This window comes from Oleiagrimonas soli (assembly GCF_000761445.1).
Taxonomy (GTDB): domain Bacteria; phylum Pseudomonadota; class Gammaproteobacteria; order Xanthomonadales; family Rhodanobacteraceae; genus Oleiagrimonas; species Oleiagrimonas soli.
On sequence record NZ_KN196470.1, the window covers coordinates 1,210,905 to 1,227,143 of the forward strand.

Here is a 16,239-nt window from a genome sequence, read left to right on the forward strand (position 1 = left end):
GCTTGCGTGTACTCTTTGCAGCTTGTTCCGAGCACCACGGGTACCCTCCGCGCATGTCTTCCATCGAAGCCCTCATCGACGACGCCTTCGAGCGCCGCAACGAACTGACCCAGAGCGAGATCGAGACGCATATCCGTCCGGCCGTGGAGCAGGCGCTGGACCTGCTCGAATCCGGCGAGCGACGCGTCGCCACGCGCGCGGACAACGGCGACTGGACCGTGCACCAGTGGCTGAAGAAGGCCGTGCTGCTGTACTTCCGCATCAACGGCAATCGGGTGGTCGACGGCGGTCCGGCGCAGGCGTTCGACAAGGTGCCGTTGCGCTTCCCGTTGGGCGACCATGACGAACTGCTCAACCTCGGCGCACGCGTGGTGCCGGGCGCGCTGGTGCGCCGCGGCGCGCACATCGCCAAAGACGCCGTGCTGATGCCGAGCTACGTCAACATCGGCGCGCACGTGGGCGAGGGCACGATGGTCGACACCTGGGCCACGGTCGGCTCCTGCGCGCAGATCGGCGCACACGTGCACCTGTCCGGCGGCGTCGGCATCGGCGGCGTGCTGGAACCGTTGCAGGCCGGTCCGACCATCATTGAGGATCACTGCTTCATCGGCGCGCGTTCGGAAGTGGTCGAGGGCGTCGTGGTCGAGCAGGGCAGCGTGATCGGCATGGGCGTGTTCCTGGGCCAGTCCACGCGCATCTACCATCGCGCCACCGGCGAAGTCAGCTACGGCCGCGTGCCGGCCGGCAGCGTGGTCGTTGCCGGCAGCCTGCCGGCCAAGGACGGTTCGCACAGTCTGTACGCGGCGGTGATCGTCAAGCAGGTCGACGCCAAGACGCGCGCCAAGACCGGCATCAACGAGCTGCTGAGGAGCGCGCAATGAGCGTCACCGTCTACGGCCTGAAGACCTGCGACACCTGCCGCAAGGCGCGCAAGTGGCTGGACCGCTTCGAGGTCGAGTACAGCTTTGTCGACTATCGCGAGAACCCGGTGCCGGCCGCCACGCTGAAGGACTGGGCCGGTCAGCTCGGTGGCTGGGAGAAGCTGGTCAACAAGGCCTCGACCACCTGGCGCAATCTGCTGCCGCAGCGCAAGAACCCGGGTAGCGATCCGGAGTGGACGCTGCTCATCAAGGAATACCCCGCGCTGGTGCGTCGTCCGGTGGTGGTGCTGGACGACGGTCGCGTCAGCGTCGGCTTCAAGGACAACCTGTTCAAGCAGTTGTTCGGACGCTGAACCATGAAACGCGCCGTGATCCGCCGTTATCTGACCAACCTGCGCATCGAGCGCGACAACGCCGCGCTGTACGAGGGCCTGGCCGCGCTCAGCGACGATGCGCGCGCGGCGCGTGCCTACCGTCGCATTGCCAAGGCGGAGTGCGCCAACGCCGCGTTCTGGGTCGATCAGCTGAAGGAACTCGGCGTGGCGTCTCCGGAGCATCGGGCAAGCATTCGCGTGCGCATGCTGCTGTGGCTGGCGGAGCGTTTCGGCAGTGATTTCGTGATGCCGACGGTGGCCCGCATCACGCATGCCGACCATCACGCCACGCCGGTCGACCGGCAGGACTACCGCGACCATTTCCGCGACGCCGGCCACGCCTTGCCGCGTACCGGCCTGCGCGGGCAGGACGGCAACACGCTGCGCGCGGCGGTGCTGGGCGCCAACGACGGTCTGGTGTCCAACGTCAGTCTGGTGATGGGCATGGCCGGTGCCGCGGTGGCCGATCACGCCGTGCTGCTGGCGGGACTGGCCGGACTGGTCGCTGGCGCCTGCTCGATGGCGCTGGGCGAGTGGCTGTCGGTGAACAGCTCGCGCGAGTTCTACCAGGCGCAGATCACCGCGCGCGCCGAGCGGCTGGCGGTCGCGCCCGAGGACGTGCGCCAGCGCATCGCCGCGATCTACCGCGACAAGGGGCTGGGCGAAGCCGCCGCCGAGACCATGGCCGCGCAGCTGATCGAGAGTCCGCGCTCGGCGCTGGATCTGCTGGTGCGCGAGGACATGGGCGTGGATCCGGAAGATCTGGGCGGGTCGGCGTGGAGCGCGGCGATGTCGTCGTTCGCGCTGTTCGCGCTGGGTGCGGCGTTTCCGGTCGCGCCGTACCTGTTCCTGCACGGTCGCGCCGCGCTGGTCGGCAGCGTGATCGCGGCCGCCGCCGGGCTGGCGCTGATCGCGGCGGCGACGTCGCTGTTCACCGGTCGCCACGTCGGCTTCTCGATCACGCGACAGTTCGTCATCACCACGGCCGCGGCCGGCGTCACCTGGCTGCTCGGTCACGCGCTCGGTGCGGTGCTGAGCTGACCGCGCCCGCGGCGTCGGGTCGCGGTTGCACGGCGATTCCGCGGGGCGATGCGATCCGCGTTCCCGGTTAGGCCGGCCCGTTCGCATGCATGGAGGGACATCGTGCGCATTCTGATCTTCGGCAATTCCGGCTCGGGCAAGAGCACGCTGGCGAAGGCGCTGGCCGCGCGCCACGGTTGCGCGCATTTGGATATGGACACCATCGTCTGGGAACCCGGACGCATCGCCGAGGCGCGTCCGATGGATGCGGTGCGCGCCGATCTCGACGCCTTCCTCGCGCAGCATGCGAGTTGGGTCGTCGAGGGTTGCTACGGCGACCTTGTCGAGCATGCGGCGCATGCCTGCACGGAACTGATCTTCCTCCATCCCGGGTGCGAGGCCTGCCTGGCGAACAACCGACGGCGGCCATGGGAGCCGCACAAGTACGCCACGCCCGAACAGCAGGATGCGATGCTGGAATCGCTGCAGACCTGGGTGCGCGGCTACTACGAGCGCGACGACGCCTGGTCGTACGCCGCGCACCGTCGCCTGTTCGACGCGCACGCGGGCGACAAGACCGAATACACCACGCTGCCGTCGCCGGACTGATACCGGACTTGCGCGACGTGCCGCCTTGCGTCAGCCTCGGCGCGGTACTTCCGCTTGCGTGTGCTTTCCATGTCCGACGTGCTCGACCTCACCTGCGAACTGATCCGCCGCCGCTCCGTGACGCCGGACGATGAAGGCTGCCAGGACCTGATCGCCGAACGTCTGGCACGCGCCGGTTTCCGCATCGAGCGCCTGCGCTTCGGCGACGTCGACAACCTGTGGGCCACGCATGGCGCGGACGATGCGCCGACACTGGCGTTCCTCGGCCATACCGACGTGGTGCCGAGCGGCCCGGAAGACGCCTGGGCCACGCCGCCGTTCGAGCCGACGGTTCGTGATGGCGTGCTGTACGGTCGCGGCGCGGCGGACATGAAAGGCAGCGTCGCCGCGATGGTGGTGGCGCTGGAATCGTTCGTCGCCGCGCACCCCGATCACGCGGGCCGGCTCGCGCTGCTGCTGACCAGCGACGAGGAAGGCGACGCCATCGACGGCGTGCGCAAGGTCGCCGAAGCCTTCGCGCAGCGCGGCGAACGCATCGACTGGTGCGTGGTTGGCGAACCTTCGGCGAAGGATGCGCTGGGCGATCTGATCCGCGTCGGTCGGCGCGGCTCGCTGTCGGCCACGCTGACGGTGCGCGGCGTGCAGGGTCACGTGGCCTATCCGCACAAGGCCGACAATCCCATTCATCGCTTCGCGCCCGCGCTGGCCGAATTGGTGGCCGAGCACTGGGACGACGGCAACGACGATTTCCCGCCGACCTCGCTGCAGGTGTCCAACCTCCATGCCGGCACCGGCGCCAACAACGTCATTCCCGGCACGCTCGAAGCGCTGTTCAACTTCCGCTACAGCACGGCCAGCACCGCCGAGCAACTGCGCGCGCGCGCCGAGGCGATCCTCGACCGGCACGGCCTCGACTGGCAGATTCGCTGGCACGATTCCGGCCGTCCGTTCCTGTCGCCGCCGAATGGCCGATTGCGCGAGACGGTGGTCGCCGTCTGCCGCGAACGGGCCGGCGTCGAGCCGGAACAGAGCACCGGCGGCGGCACCTCGGACGGACGCTTCATCGCGCCGCTGGGCGTCGAGGTGGTCGAACTCGGGCCAGTCAACGCCACCATTCACAAGGTCGACGAATGCGTCGCGGTCGCCGATCTGGAACGTCTTCCGGCGCTGTACGAAGCGATCGCCGAACGCCTGCTGGCGTAACGCATCGGTGCATCACAGCGAGGCGCACAACGGCACCCTGGGTCGGAACGGTGGACGCATCCGTTACAGCTTATTTGCGCTGGGCGCACGAAGAACACCGATCGCCTCGGCGAGCCGGACGGGTTGCGCCTATTCCGGCAACTCCAGCCAGTTCTGCAGCCGGGCGTGGTCTTCGTCGCTGATAGCGACGATGCGGTAGCCGACCCAGTACTGATCCGTGGACGCGGCCTGATCGTGCCACTGTTCCTGCACGCCGACCTCGATGTTCAGCGTGGTACCGTTCTTGAGGGGCAAGGGCAGGATGATCTGGTAGATCGCATTGCTGTCCGGGCGCGTGGCGCCGATCAGCATCACGCCGGTCCGAGACATGTTGCCGATGTGCCCCATGGACAGACCGGTGATGACGTTGATTACCGGTTCGGTCGATTCCACCGACTTGCGGTGAGCCCGGCGATCGTCGCGTTGCTGGGTGTCCTGGCCGATGTGCATCAAGCGCCTCCCCGGTGGCTGGTCGGCGGGTGCAGGCCTTGCTCGCGGGTGACGATGCGCCAGGCCTGATCAACCACGTTCTCATGGATATCCGTCAGTTCACGGATATGACCGGCGGCGATGGCCTGGGCCAGCTTGAGTTCGCCGAGTTCCTGCGCGCGTCGGCCGCTGCGGGTGACGAACAGGCTGTGTCCGGTCAGTGGCGAGTACCACGCGAGCCTGCGCTGGATGCCCTGCGTGCCCGCGGGACCCCGGAATTCGAACCACACCCCGGCCGGCAAGGTGCGCAGGTGTCGATGGATGCGAAGCACTTCGGGACTGGCCTTGAGCGAGGAACCGAACGCGGCGGCGTCGTTGGCCGCGCCGATCGCGGAAGGCGGCGTCTCGACGCTTGCCGGCGCGTGATCGGTGTCCGGCCCCGGACGACGCTGCGCGGCCCGGCCGGCCTCGATCATGCGGCTCACGACCGGGTCAATCTCATCGGCGGGCATGCCGATCTGACGAAGTCCGATCTCCAGTTCCTGTCGCAGCATGTCGGCATGATCCAGCGGCCGGATGCCGAGCACCTGTTCGGTCGCGTAGAGGCGGTTCTTGAACGCGGTGCTGTCCTCGCCGTTGCGCAGCAGGGTCAGCGACATCACATCCATCCAACTGCGGTGCATCTGCTGCAGCGCCGCCTGCTGGCGTGGTGAGGCGGCGACGCGTTCACTCAGCAGTTCGGCGGTGCGGTGACGGGCTTCCTCCAGGCGCTCCAGTCCGCGCATGGCATCGACCTGCTGTTCCTCGACCAGCTGCGTTTCGTGTTGCAGGCGCGCCACTTGCCGTTCGATACCCTCCAGCAGTTTTTCATACACCGCCGCCTCCGGAGCAGCGCGCCCGGCATGCACGATCAGCGCTTCCAGGTCGATGCGCAATTCGTGGTGCGGCGATTCGCTGGCGTCGTCGAGCCAGTCGCGGGCGATCTCGGTAATCCGGCCGAGCACCTGACGCGCCGGATGCCGGTGCTGTTCGAAGAAGCTCGGATCGCGCAGGGCGACGCGCAGCAGCGGAAGCTGCAGGTCGTACAGCAGCGACTGGGCGTCGAGGGTCTGCGGCAGTTGCTGTGCGATCTTCGCGAACAGCCGCACGATCATCTCCAGGGTGTATTCCTGCTCGGCGTCGAGGTCCACGTGCCCGGTCTGCGCCGAGCGCCTGGCGTTGAGCTGCAGCAGCAGTTCCTCGCGCAGGCGCTTGGGCTGGTTCAATTCGAACCAGGTCCGTTCGTCGACCTGGGCGAAGTGTTCCTGCAAGGCGGTCAACGCGGCCTGCAATTGGTCGTTGCTGACGCGGCCTTCCGCAGACGTGCCGGCGGAAGGCTTGCCCGCGGCGGTTTTGTGCGAAGGCGTTTCGCTCGCCGCAGGTTCGGCACGGATGCTCGCGGCCGGCGTCGGGGCGACGGCGGCCGTGGAGGCTTTCCGCGTGCCGCTCTGCCGCGATGGATCGCGTGGCAGGGCGAACGGACGGAGGCCCGGCAGGATGCCCGCCTCGCGCAGATGCGTGTTGACCAGCGCATGCAGCGAGGCGAGTTCATCGATCAGGCTGCTTTCCAGACTCTGCAGCAGCAGCAGCTCGTGTGCGGTGGGCATCTTCAGTGCGTTGCTAGCGTCGCGGAAAGCGCGCGCCATGGCCTGGGGACCGACCGGAAGCTCGCTGCTCTCCACCGGCGCCGTGCCCAGCAGCACCGCGATGCGGTAACCCAGTTCGATCAGCTCCTGGCCGCCGCGGACCTTGCTGCGCGCGACCAGCTGGTCCAGCGCGGCATCCAGGTCGTGCGTCATGGTGTCGAGTAGGCTGAGCGTGCGGGGCGCGGAGGCGGAGACCTTGCCCGCCTGCGCGCCGAGTTGGTCGAAGGCCTTGTCGATGCTGGCGGTGAACTGCTGGTCGAACGCCTGTCTGTGTTCGCGTAGGCGCGACATGGTGTCGAGGTAGCTCTGCTGATCCAGGTGACTGCGGCTGCCGTTGGCCAGTTCCTGCAGTTGGTGACCGAAATGCGTCAGGCCGCGTTCGAGAGGCTCGTTCAGCCATGCGCTGCATTGGGTGCGCAGTTCTGTGAGTAGTCGTTTGCTCCGTTCCGACCCGGCTGCAGCGGTCCGGTGCGTGTTCGTCCGTCCCTCCGAACTCGATGGCTCATGATGCATGGCGCCCTCGCGTCGATGATTTGACGGTTTCAGTGTATGCCTACTGAGAAAGTTTTGTCCGGAACGACGTGTCTGGTTCAGATTTCTGACAGGGTGTGGTGCGCCGGATCGAGCCGCCGCTGTCGCTCGGGTCAGGCCTCATGCTCGGGTGAGGGCGCACGCTGGGGGCTGCCGGAGGCGGTGTAGCATGCAACGACTCAACACCGAAAGATGGGGCGGCCCATGTCGAACAAATGGATCTCCGGTTTCGTGCGCGGCCTGTCGCTTGCGCTGTTGCTGATTCCCTTGGCGGCGTCCGCGGCCGGTCGGTCGGTGACGCTGACCGCGAAGGACGGCGTCACCGTGTATGGCACCGCTACATCCGCCGTCGGACATGCGGGCCGTCTGCTCCTGTTGTTCCATCAGGCCGGGGCCAGCCGCCACGAATACGACCCGCTGATTGCCACGTTCACGAAGCTCGGCTACGACACGCTGGCGATCGATCAGCGCTCGGGCGGAAGCCTGTTCGGCGGCCGCAACCGCACGGTGGTGAAGCTGGGGCATTCCGCGAGCTATCTCGAAGCGCTGCCGGATCTGGAAGCGGCGCTGACCTGGGCGCGGGCGCGCGGATATCGCACCATCGTCGCGGTTGGCAGTTCCTATACCTCGTCGCTGGTGCTGCTGTTGGCGGCCAGGCATCCGCAGGCGATCACGGCGGTAGCGAGCTTTTCGCCGGGCGAGTATTTCGCCGACAAGAATCTCGTCAAGCAGGCGGCGGCGAAGGTGACGGTGCCGCTTTACGTCACTACCGATCCGGCCGAGTCGGAGCGCGTGGACGAGGTGCTGCGCGATGCGCATGGCGCCAACATTACGCGGTATCGACCGGCGTCCGGCGTGCACGGCGCGTCGACCCTGGTCTGCGCGCGCGATCCGGATGGCTGCAAGGCCAATCTGGCCAGCTTCGAGGCGTTTCTGCGCAAGGTCGGCGATGTGCCGGCTTCGGCTGCGGGAGCCCGCTGAGCATGGTGGCTTGCTTCGCTCGCATGTTTGCCATGCTGATCTTCGCCGTGACGCTTGCGGCATGTCAGCGTTCGCCTTCGTCGGATACGGCTGCCACGGCGGGCTCTCTGGCGGCGGCTTCGAGTTCGTCGACGCCGCTGGAACTGCATGTCAGCAACGCGCGCTATCGCATCGACGTCACCTATCCACCGCTGTCACCCGAAGCCGATGTGCTCATGCATACGTTGCACGAGCGTACGCAGGCGGCGCGTGCGGAACTGATGAGGGCCTTGCCGAATGTGTCGTCGCTGCCTGCCGAGGCGCGCCGCCCGCTGCAGCTGATGATCGACTACACGGTCGCCGCACGCACACCGGTGTTCGTCAGCGTGCGCGAGCAGGGGATGATGGATACCGGCGGCGCGCATCCGATCCCGCTGGACGCTACGTTCGTGTTCGACATGCAGCATGCCCGGCTGGTGACGCTGGACGATCTGTTCACCGATCCCGCCAGGGCGCGGGCGTGGCTTTCCGAGGCTGCGCGCAAGGCGCTCTATGCGAAGCTGCTGGACAAGGTGCCGGGCGGCGACAAGACGCCGGCCAAGGCGCGCAAGGCATGGCAGGACAACATGCGCGCGATGATCGATGCGGGCACGCAGCCGACCGCGCAAAACTTCAAGGGTTTTCTGATCGACGGCGGAGGTCTGGCCTCGCCGCCGTCCCTGGTGCTGGTGTTTCCGCCCTATCAGGTGGCGCCCTACGTGTATGGCGCGCAGACCGTGCGCGTGCCGGTGCAGACGTTCGCGACACTGCTGAAGCCTGCGTACCGGGGCGCGTTCGGTCTGGCGCCCTGATGGCGTCCGACCTCAGGGGCCGAAGATCGCCTTGAGTCCTGCGTCCGAGGGCACGCCGCTGACCGTCTGCACGCGCCCCTGCGCATCCTGATAGACGATGCCCGGCGTGCCCTGCAGGCCGAACTCCTGCATCAGGGCGATGTTCGCGGCGATCTTGTCGCGCGTCGCCGACGGAATCTTCGCGGCCAGCTTGATCGGGCTGTCGCGGAAGTCCTTCTCGTTGCGCGCGAAGGCCTTGATCGGATCGGGCGCGTCGAGCACCGACACTGCGCGCGGCAGGCTCTGCTGCTTGATGACCGCGACCAGCAGGTAGCGCACCTGCACCTCGCCCTTGTTCACCTGCGGCCGGATCGCGCTCCACAGGCGATGGCAATACGGGCACTCGGTATCGGTGAACACGTAGACGACGCGTTTGGCGCCCTTGGGTCCCTCGGCGATCCAGTCTGCCTTCTGCAGTTTCGACCAGGCGTTCTTGCCCAGGCCGGCCATCGCGTGCTGGGCGAAGGCGTCGCGGGTCAGGTCCGAGCCGTCCGCGGCGAACAGGTTGCCGACCACCGTGTGCTTGCCGTCGGGCAGCAGGTAGACCGGCATCGGCTGACCGCGGTAGACGCCGATGAAGCCCTTGAAGCCGTCCGGGGCGGGCATGGTGCCGCGGATCTCGATGCCGGCGGATTTCAGCGCGCGCACGGGGGCGGGATACGCGGTCGGCTGCGTGTCAGCTGCGCGCGCGCAACCGGTCAGCGCTAGGAACAGGCCCAGCAGGGCCAGCGAGAGCAAGGTGTTCGATTTCAAGGAGACGCTCCGGGGACATGGGAGGGGGCGGTGTGCGACAGGCCTTCGGCCAGGGTCGCGGCGGACAGTTCGCCGACATGGATGTTGCGCACGATGCCATCGGCATCGACGAACAGCGTGGTCGGCGTGCCACGCAGGTCGAAGTGCTTCGCCAGTTGCTGCGCGTCGTCGATCAGCACGTTTCTCGGCGCGTGCGGAAGCTGTTGCAGATAGGCGCGCACCGTGGCCGGCGATTCGGCCTGGTCGACGAACACGACATGCGTGCCGGGCATGCGCGCCTGCGCGTCGATCAGCATTGGCATCTCGCGTCGGCACGGCGGGCACCAGGTCGCCCACAGGTTGACGACCGTCGGCTGACCGCGGAAATCTTTCAGGGAGACCGATGCGCCGTCGAGCGTGTGCAGGGTCAGGTCGGGCAGCGGGCGCTGCATGGCGGCCGAGAGCTGCGTCACCGCCAGCGTCACGACCAGCCAGACGGCCAGACCGAATCCTCCGGCCGCGGCCAGCGGCACGCGCAGCGCGCGCCGTCGCGCCATGAACAGGCCGAGCACGATCAGCAGCGCGACCACGCCCGGCCAGGCCAGAAAGCCGCCGTCGCGCACGTTCAGGATGCTCCACGGTTGCGACGCATAGTCGGGCCAGCGGCGCACCACGAAACCCAGTCGCGCGACCAGCAGGGCGATCAGCAAGGCGATCCACAGCGGCGTCTGCACGGCCACGCCGCGACGCTTTTCCATCGAGCCCGCCGCGATCATGGCTACTGCCACGGCGGCCAGCAGCACCAGCAGCGGCGCCTGGAACAGAAAGGGGCCGATGGCCACGCCCTTATTCATGGGGGCAGGTTCGATCCGTGATGTGGAGCGGGCGACGTAGCGGCACGATGGTGGGGAACCGGACGAGTGACAAAGGTACATCCTAGAGGTTCGCGGTTCGGCGCGTGAAGCCGTGTGACGTCATGTCGCTTGCCGGATTCCGTGCGGCATGCGGGTACGCGGTCGATCCGTGGATGCTCCGTTGCGTGTCGAGCGAGGCATCGAGCGAGCCCCGGCACGGTTGAATGTGTGTCGGGCGCGAGATGCATCGACCGTCACGACAGGACGCCATGACGGTCGATGCTGATGTCCTCGTCAGCGCTTCTCGACCATCGGCAGCTCGACGTAGCTGGCCTCGCCCGGCGCGTGGTAGATGCGCTGCGTGGCTTTCACGTAGTCGGACGGCTTGGCGAAGAAGATGTTCTTCACGTAGGTCTGCGGGTTGCGGTCGTACAGCGGGAACCAGCTCGACTGCACCTGCACCATGATGCGGTGACCCTTGCGGAACATGTGGTTCGCCGTGGGCAGATCGAAGCGGTACAGCAGCGGTTTGTTCGGCGTCAGCGGCTGCGGATGGGCGTAGCTCTCGCGATAGCGGCCGCGGAAGATGTCCATCGCCACGGCCAGCTGGTAGCCGCCCATCTGCGGGTCGCCGGCGACCTGGTCCGGGTACACGTCGATCAGCTTCACCACCCAGTCCGAGTCGCTGCCGCTGGTCGATGCGACCAGATGCACCTTGGGCATGCCGGCGATGGTGACGTCATGGTCGAGCACCGGCGAGACGAAGGTCGCCACGTCGGTGCGGCCGGAGAACGTGCGCTGATCGTCGACCAGCCACTGCGGCCAGGTCAGACCGCCGTCATAGCCGACCGGCTGGCTCGGGCGTGCGCGGTAAGGCACCGGCTTGGCCGGATCGGAGACGTAGCTGGTGTCCTTGGCTTCCGACGCGGTGGGCGCGGCAAAACCGGCCTTGCCGTCGGCGTGCAGGTAGAACGGCGTCGCCTGGATCGAGCAGCCGCTGGCACAGCCGGACGGCCACGACTGCAGGCGCTCCCAGCGGTTGGCGCCGGTGCGGTAGGCGGTGACCGGCGCGACCGGATTCGGCGGAGCGTCGTCCTTCAGGTAATGCGCCAGGAACGGCGCCAGGATGTGCTTGCGGAAGTAGGCGCCGGTGTCGCTGCCGAACTTCAGCGCGCCCAGCGAGGAGGCGTCCTCGATCTCCTGGCCGTGGTGCCACGGCCCCATCACCAGGTAGACCATGTCGTTGTGCGTGTCCTTGGGCTTCAGCGCGCGGTACACGGCCGGCGCGCCGTAGATGTCCTCCTGGTCCCACAGGCTGTGCACCAGCATCACCGGCACCTTCAGCGGCTGCTTGGCCAGCACCTTGTCCATCGCCTGCTGCTGCCAGAAACTGTCGTAGGCCGGGTGTTCGACGATCTTGTTCCAGAAGCCCAGCTGCTCCATGCCGTAGGCCTTGCCCATCGCGCCGGCCGAGCCGTAGTGCATGTACAGGTCGTAGTCGTCGTGGAACGCGCTCCACCAGTGCTGGGTGTTGTCGCGCGTGGCTTCCTGTTCGTAGATGTACGGCATGTTCTGCTGACGGAACGCGCCGTGGTGGAACCAGTCGTCGCCCATCCAGCCGTCGACCATCGGATTCATCGGCACCGACACCTTCAAGGCCGGGTGCGGGTGCACCAGCGCCATCAGCGGCTCGAAGCCGTCATAAGAAATGCCCAGGATGCCGACCTTGCCGTTGCTCTCGGGCAGGTGCTTCACCAGCCAGTCGATGGTGTCCCAGGTATCGGTCGATTCGTCCACCGGCGTGTCGTTGAGCGGCCCGCGCAGCGGCCGGTTCATCACGTAGTCGCCTTCCGATCCGTACTTGCCGCGGATGTCCTGGATCACGCGGATGTAGCCGCCGTCGATGATGGTGTCGACCGCGTTGTCGTAGCCCTGCAACGCGGGTCCCATGTGCGCGCTCTGGTGCCCGTCGACCATGTGCGTGACCATGCCGGAGGCGTCGTACGGTGTGCGCGTGAGCAGGATCGGTGCGTCCTTGGCCCCCTTCGGGATCACGATGACCGTATGCAGGTGCACGCCGTCGCGCATCGGGATCATCACGTCGCGGATGGTGTAGTCGAAGGCCTCGCGCGACGGCTTGAACTGCGTCGGCGTCTCGCTCTTCAGTTGCGGATACAGCGGTCGCAGCGCGACAGCCGCCTGGGAGGCGATCGTCAGGCAACCGCCAACGATCAATGCGGTACAGAAATGGCGGAGGGAACGTTTCACGGACTACCCCTGAATGAACGACCGAACGCAAACATAGCGCGGTTCCGGTCCGCATGCATCGGGGGGCGTTACGTAACGCCGGAGGCGTGACGCAGGTCGGTTTTCGGCCGATCAGGAGTCCTTGGCGTCCTCGAACACTGCAAACATGCCCGCGTAGGGCTTGGTCATGAACAGCGGCGGGCCGAAGTAGTCGCCGTGGTCGTAGAACTGCGAGATGGTGCCGTCCAGATACAGCGCGTCGCGGCAGCCCAGCTTCTCGCGGAACAGCCGCGCGAAGGCGTGGAAATTCACCGGCGTTTCACTGATCGCGAACACCACCCGGTCGGGCGTGGGTGCGCAGACGCCGCTGCGCCATTTCAGGCTGCTGGAATCGGCCAGGAAATGTGGATTGAGCGCGCCGTCGATGACCAGCATCGGGCCGGATTGCGTGGCGAGGCGTGGATCGGGATGCTGGGCGCGGTAGTCGTCGGTGCTCAGCACGCGGGCGTGGTTCTGCCGGTCGATCAGGAACACGCCGTTGGGCTGCAGGGAAAAGTTGCCCGCGCTGGGGTCGCCGTGCGCGGTGTTGAGCGGTTTCAGCACCTTGCCGTGCTCGACGTACAGTCCCAGCGGCGCGCCCTTGTGATCGTAGATGCCGGCGTTGGCCGCGAAGCGCAGGATTTTGCCGTGCTGCTTGCCCCAGTCGCGCAGCGCGTCGATGCCAGCAAACGGCTGGCCGGTGTCCGGGTTGCGCCAGTGCAGCGTCAGTTCGCTGTGACGCAAGTCGACCGTCACCACGCGGTACGCCGCGCCGTCGAAGCGCACCTGCTCGCCGGTTTGCGCCGCGCGCGAACCGCAGCCCGCCAGCGCCGTCAAGCACAGCAGCAGGGCGGGCAGCATGCGACGCAGGACGCGACGGCGGGCAGGGGGCGTAAAACGGTTCATGGCTGCATGGTCGCGTTCGGCGGAAGGCCGCGCAAGCGGGCCTGTCGGAACCGTTCATGTTCGACGGAGGCTTCCGACGCGTGCGCTAGAATGGGGCTTTTCGCGCGGTCCCCGTCATGCCCTATACGCCCATCATCGGTACGCTTGGCTACGTCCTCTCGCCCGACCGCGAACGGGTGCTGATGATCCATCGCAACGCGCGCAAGGATGACCATCATCTGGGCAAATACAACGGCCTCGGCGGCAAGCTGGAGCCGAACGAGGACGTCGCCGCCGGCATGCGCCGCGAGATTCGCGAGGAGTCGGGCATCGAATGCGTGTCGATGCAACTGCGCGGCACCATCAGCTGGCCGGGCTTCGGCAAGCACGGCGAGGACTGGCTGGGCTTCATCTTCCTGATCGACGGTTTCGAGGGCGAACCGCACGAGGGCAACCACGAAGGCACGCTGGAATGGGTGCCGCGCGCGCGGCTGATGGAGTTGCCGATGTGGGAAGGGGATCGGCATTTCCTGCCGCTGGTGTTCGACGACGATCCGCGGCCGTTTCATGGGGTGATGCCTTACACGAACGGGCGAATGCAGTCATGGGCGTTCAGTCGGTTCTGAGTTTCGATTCGCAGGGTTCTTACCGAGGCGTGTGGTCCTTGAGTTTCGTCCGGCTGCGCCGTCCAAGTGACGGCTTGAGCTTGTCCCATGGAAGTCACCAAGACAAGGTCGCCGTCAGCGTCCGTGCCTTCCCGCCCTGCGGACCCCAGGTTTTCTTCGGGTTCTGGGGCGTCTGCTGCACATCTCTGTGCGCCACCCTGTGGGCCCACCCTCCGCCGCTACCGCAGGGCTAAGGCTCGGAGTCGGAGGATTCGACAGGCACGCATTTCCTCCGCCCCTTCAGCCGCGAAGGAACAGCCTGCGTCCCTTGGACGCATGGGACCGATATACCGCTGTAGATCAGCCCAGCGCGCGAACGCGGAAGTTGCGTCCCTTGATGCGGCCGTCGCGTAGTCGCTGCAGCGCCTTGCCGGCGAGATCGCGGCGGATGGCGACGTAGGCGCGGGTGGCGTAGACGTCGATCTTGCCGATGGCCTCGGCCTTCAGGCCGGCCTCGCCGGTCAGCGCGCCGAGGATGTCGCCGGGGCGCAGCTTGTCCCGGCGGCCGGCATCGATCACCACCGTTTTCATCGGCGCCAGGTGCAGGGTCTTGGCGGATGGTGGCGCCAGTTTCAGCGGACGCCATGGCAGCGGCTGGCCCTGCATCTCCTCGATGTTCAGGGTCTTGGGCCTTTCGCGCGGCGTGCACAGGGTGATGGCTACGCCGCTCTCGCCGGCGCGGGCGGTGCGGCCGATGCGATGCACATGGGTGTCGGGGTCGTGGGCCACGTCATAGCTGATGACCAGCGGCAGACCGATGATGTCGAGTCCGCGCGCGGCCACGTCCGTGGCCACCAGCACGGCACAACTGCGGTTGGCGAAGCGCACCAGCACTTCCTCGCGGTCGCGCTGATCCATATCGCCGTGCAGGGCCAGCGCAGAGAATCCGCGCTGATCCAGGTCCCTGGCCACGGCGTCCACGTCGCGACGCATGTTGCAGAACACCAGCGCATGCGCGCCTTCGGCACTGCGCTCGTGCGCGGCGGACAGCAGCTGTGCCAGCGCGTCGGCCTTGCGCGCGGGGTCGACTTCGTGAAAGCGCTGCTCGATGGCCGGCTGTTGCGCGGCCGGCGCATCCACGGTCACCGTCACTGGATCGCGCTGCAGACGCGTGCTGACGGCACGGATCGCGTCGGGATACGTGGCCGAAAAAAGCAGGGTCTGATGGTTCTTGGCGATGCGCCCGACGATGTCGTCGATGGCCTCACCGAAGCCCATGTCCAGCATGCGGTCGGCCTCGTCCAGCACCAGCATCTTGATGCCTCCGCCGTGCAGGCTCTGTCGCTTGAGATGCTCCTGCACGCGTCCTGGGGTGCCGACCACGATATGCGGGTCGTGCGTCAGCGAGGCCAGTTGCGGCCCCAGCGGCATGCCGCCGCACAAGGTCAGCACCTTCACGTTGGGAATGTTGGCCGCCAGCCTGCGGACGGTCTTGCTGACCTGATCGGCCAGTTCGCGCGTCGGGCACAGCACCAGCGCCTGCAACCGGATCGTGTCCGCATCCAGCGCCTGCAGCAGCCCCAGCCCGAACGCCGCCGTCTTGCCGCTGCCGGTCACGGCCTGCGCGATCACATCGCGACCATCCAGGATCGGCGGCAGGCCGCGTGCCTGCACCGGGGTCATCTCGGCATAGCCAAGGGTCGCCACGCTGTCGAGCAGCGCGGGCTTGAGGGGGAGGGAAGTGAAGGCGGTCATGCGACATGATCGCATCAATCCGCAGTGGCTCCGAGCACCTTGAGCCGTGGCCGTCCATCGGGCATCTGGCGGTCACGGCGTGTACTCGTCAAACGTGCCCTGATCGAGGGTGTCGGCAAGCCGAACCCGATTCAAACGGGGGGGGAACCTGGGCCGCTTGCCATCAGAGCATCACTCTGCGGGCCGGATCCTCCACCCTCCGCCGCTACCGAAGGGGAAGGGTTGCAGGCCGGGCGATTCGGTAGGATTTCATTGCCTCCGTCCCCCTTTGCCTTCTGTCTTCTTCGCCGGGCTGCTTTGCCGCGCGTTACTTGCCGGAATCGCGTAAGCCTTGTTCGTCTCCAGCGTAGGCCGGGACCTACTCCATCTGCGAGATGGTGTCAGGTCTCTTGCACGCCTAGCATGACGGCGTTCAACGATGCCGCTTGGCGCGATGGAACCTCGCAGTGCCGCGCCAGGACGACAGCCTGGACATCTGGTTTTGCAACAAGGATGTGTGCA

Annotated in this window: 15 protein-coding genes; 8 read left to right on the forward strand and 7 right to left on the reverse strand. The window is 67.0% G+C overall.

Annotated features, from left to right (window positions below; translation table 11 throughout):
* Positions 1-53 precede the first annotated feature (53 nt).
* From dapD to dapE, 5 genes are all read left to right on the forward strand, one after another.
* Positions 54-881 carry a 2,3,4,5-tetrahydropyridine-2,6-dicarboxylate N-succinyltransferase gene (gene dapD, locus LF63_RS05195; RefSeq protein WP_043100112.1) on the forward strand — a complete coding sequence of 276 codons (828 nt, stop codon included), beginning with the start codon at positions 54-56 and terminating at the stop codon, positions 879-881.
* Positions 878-1,234, forward strand: coding sequence for a Spx/MgsR family RNA polymerase-binding regulatory protein (locus LF63_RS05200; protein WP_043100115.1), 357 nt, complete (start codon positions 878-880; stop codon positions 1,232-1,234). The genes dapD and LF63_RS05200 overlap by 4 nt, the downstream gene beginning before the upstream one ends.
* Positions 1,235-1,237: 3 nt before the next feature.
* Entirely contained in the window at positions 1,238-2,296 is a 1,059-nt protein-coding gene (locus LF63_RS05205) for a VIT1/CCC1 transporter family protein (RefSeq protein WP_043100117.1), read from the forward strand.
* A gap of 102 nt (positions 2,297-2,398) precedes the next feature.
* Positions 2,399-2,884 (forward strand): AAA family ATPase, encoded by a 486-nt coding sequence (locus LF63_RS05210; RefSeq protein ID WP_081945102.1) that lies wholly within the window; start codon positions 2,399-2,401, stop codon positions 2,882-2,884.
* A gap of 69 nt (positions 2,885-2,953) precedes the next feature.
* A complete protein-coding gene (dapE, locus tag LF63_RS05215) occupies positions 2,954-4,087 on the forward strand; it encodes a succinyl-diaminopimelate desuccinylase (RefSeq protein WP_043100119.1) in 1,134 nt (377 codons plus the stop codon).
* Positions 4,088-4,216: 129 nt separating this feature from the next.
* On the opposite strand, the gene LF63_RS05220 is transcribed toward dapE, so the two are convergent.
* Together LF63_RS05220 and LF63_RS05225 are read right to left on the reverse strand one after the other, a co-directional pair.
* A complete protein-coding gene (locus LF63_RS05220) occupies positions 4,217-4,576 on the reverse strand; it encodes a PilZ domain-containing protein (protein WP_043100121.1) in 360 nt (119 codons plus the stop codon).
* Positions 4,576-6,753, reverse strand: coding sequence for a DUF1631 family protein (locus tag LF63_RS05225; protein ID WP_043100123.1), 2,178 nt, complete (start codon positions 6,751-6,753; stop codon positions 4,576-4,578). Before LF63_RS05225 ends, LF63_RS05220 begins: the two co-directional genes overlap by 1 nt.
* Positions 6,754-6,975: 222 nt before the next feature.
* Here LF63_RS05225 and LF63_RS05230 point away from each other — a divergent pair, with 222 nt between their 5' ends.
* On the forward strand, positions 6,976-7,752 hold the full coding sequence (locus tag LF63_RS05230; protein ID WP_052394725.1) for an alpha/beta hydrolase: 777 nt from the start codon (positions 6,976-6,978) through the stop codon (positions 7,750-7,752).
* Between the two features lie 32 nt (positions 7,753-7,784).
* Complete coding sequence (locus tag LF63_RS05235; protein WP_161782325.1) at positions 7,785-8,582, forward strand: RsiV family protein; 798 nt, start codon at positions 7,785-7,787, stop codon at positions 8,580-8,582.
* 12 nt (positions 8,583-8,594) lie between these two features.
* On the opposite strand, the gene dsbG is transcribed toward LF63_RS05235, so the two are convergent.
* The 4 genes from dsbG to LF63_RS05255 all read right to left on the reverse strand — a co-directional run bounded on the left by dsbG (position 8,595) and on the right by LF63_RS05255 (position 13,399).
* On the reverse strand, positions 8,595-9,374 hold the full coding sequence (gene dsbG, locus LF63_RS05240; protein ID WP_043100128.1) for a thiol:disulfide interchange protein DsbG: 780 nt from the start codon (positions 9,372-9,374) through the stop codon (positions 8,595-8,597).
* The gene (locus LF63_RS05245) at positions 9,371-10,207 is read right to left on the reverse strand and encodes a TlpA disulfide reductase family protein (protein ID WP_052394727.1); all 837 of its coding nucleotides are present in this window, start codon (positions 10,205-10,207) and stop codon (positions 9,371-9,373) included. The genes dsbG and LF63_RS05245 overlap by 4 nt, the downstream gene beginning before the upstream one ends.
* A 294-nt stretch (positions 10,208-10,501) precedes the next feature.
* On the reverse strand, positions 10,502-12,475 hold the full coding sequence (locus tag LF63_RS05250) for a CocE/NonD family hydrolase (RefSeq protein WP_235205271.1): 1,974 nt from the start codon (positions 12,473-12,475) through the stop codon (positions 10,502-10,504).
* A gap of 111 nt (positions 12,476-12,586) precedes the next feature.
* Entirely contained in the window at positions 12,587-13,399 is an 813-nt protein-coding gene (locus tag LF63_RS05255; protein ID WP_052394729.1) for a phosphodiester glycosidase family protein, read from the reverse strand.
* 116 nt (positions 13,400-13,515) lie between these two features.
* On the opposite strand from LF63_RS05255, the gene LF63_RS05260 reads away from it, so the two are divergent.
* Positions 13,516-14,004 carry an NUDIX hydrolase gene (locus LF63_RS05260; protein WP_043100130.1) on the forward strand — a complete coding sequence of 163 codons (489 nt, stop codon included), beginning with the start codon at positions 13,516-13,518 and terminating at the stop codon, positions 14,002-14,004.
* A gap of 339 nt (positions 14,005-14,343) precedes the next feature.
* Here LF63_RS05260 and dbpA read toward each other — a convergent pair whose 3' ends face one another.
* Entirely contained in the window at positions 14,344-15,738 is a 1,395-nt protein-coding gene (gene dbpA, locus LF63_RS05265) for an ATP-dependent RNA helicase DbpA (RefSeq protein ID WP_043100132.1), read from the reverse strand.
* Between the last annotated feature and the right edge of the window lie 501 nt (positions 15,739-16,239).

Excerpts from the sequence above, each read along its gene's own strand:
- dapD (WP_043100112.1), top strand. The coding sequence starts at position 54 with ATGTCTTCCATCGAAGCCCTCATCGACGACGCCTTCGAGCGCCGCAAC.
- LF63_RS05200 (WP_043100115.1), top strand. The coding sequence starts at position 878 with ATGAGCGTCACCGTCTACGGCCTGAAGACCTGCGACACCTGCCGCAAG.
- LF63_RS05205 (WP_043100117.1), top strand. The coding sequence starts at position 1,238 with ATGAAACGCGCCGTGATCCGCCGTTATCTGACCAACCTGCGCATCGAG.
- dapE (WP_043100119.1), top strand. The coding sequence starts at position 2,954 with ATGTCCGACGTGCTCGACCTCACCTGCGAACTGATCCGCCGCCGCTCC.
- LF63_RS05220 (WP_043100121.1), bottom strand. The coding sequence starts at position 4,576 with ATGCACATCGGCCAGGACACCCAGCAACGCGACGATCGCCGGGCTCAC.
- LF63_RS05225 (WP_043100123.1), bottom strand. The coding sequence starts at position 6,753 with ATGCATCATGAGCCATCGAGTTCGGAGGGACGGACGAACACGCACCGG.
- LF63_RS05230 (WP_052394725.1), top strand. The coding sequence starts at position 6,976 with ATGTCGAACAAATGGATCTCCGGTTTCGTGCGCGGCCTGTCGCTTGCG.
- LF63_RS05235 (WP_161782325.1), top strand. The coding sequence starts at position 7,785 with ATGCTGATCTTCGCCGTGACGCTTGCGGCATGTCAGCGTTCGCCTTCG.
- LF63_RS05245 (WP_052394727.1), bottom strand. The coding sequence starts at position 10,207 with ATGAATAAGGGCGTGGCCATCGGCCCCTTTCTGTTCCAGGCGCCGCTG.
- LF63_RS05255 (WP_052394729.1), bottom strand. The coding sequence starts at position 13,399 with ATGAACCGTTTTACGCCCCCTGCCCGCCGTCGCGTCCTGCGTCGCATG.
- LF63_RS05260 (WP_043100130.1), top strand. The coding sequence starts at position 13,516 with ATGCCCTATACGCCCATCATCGGTACGCTTGGCTACGTCCTCTCGCCC.
- dbpA (WP_043100132.1), bottom strand. The coding sequence starts at position 15,738 with ATGACCGCCTTCACTTCCCTCCCCCTCAAGCCCGCGCTGCTCGACAGC.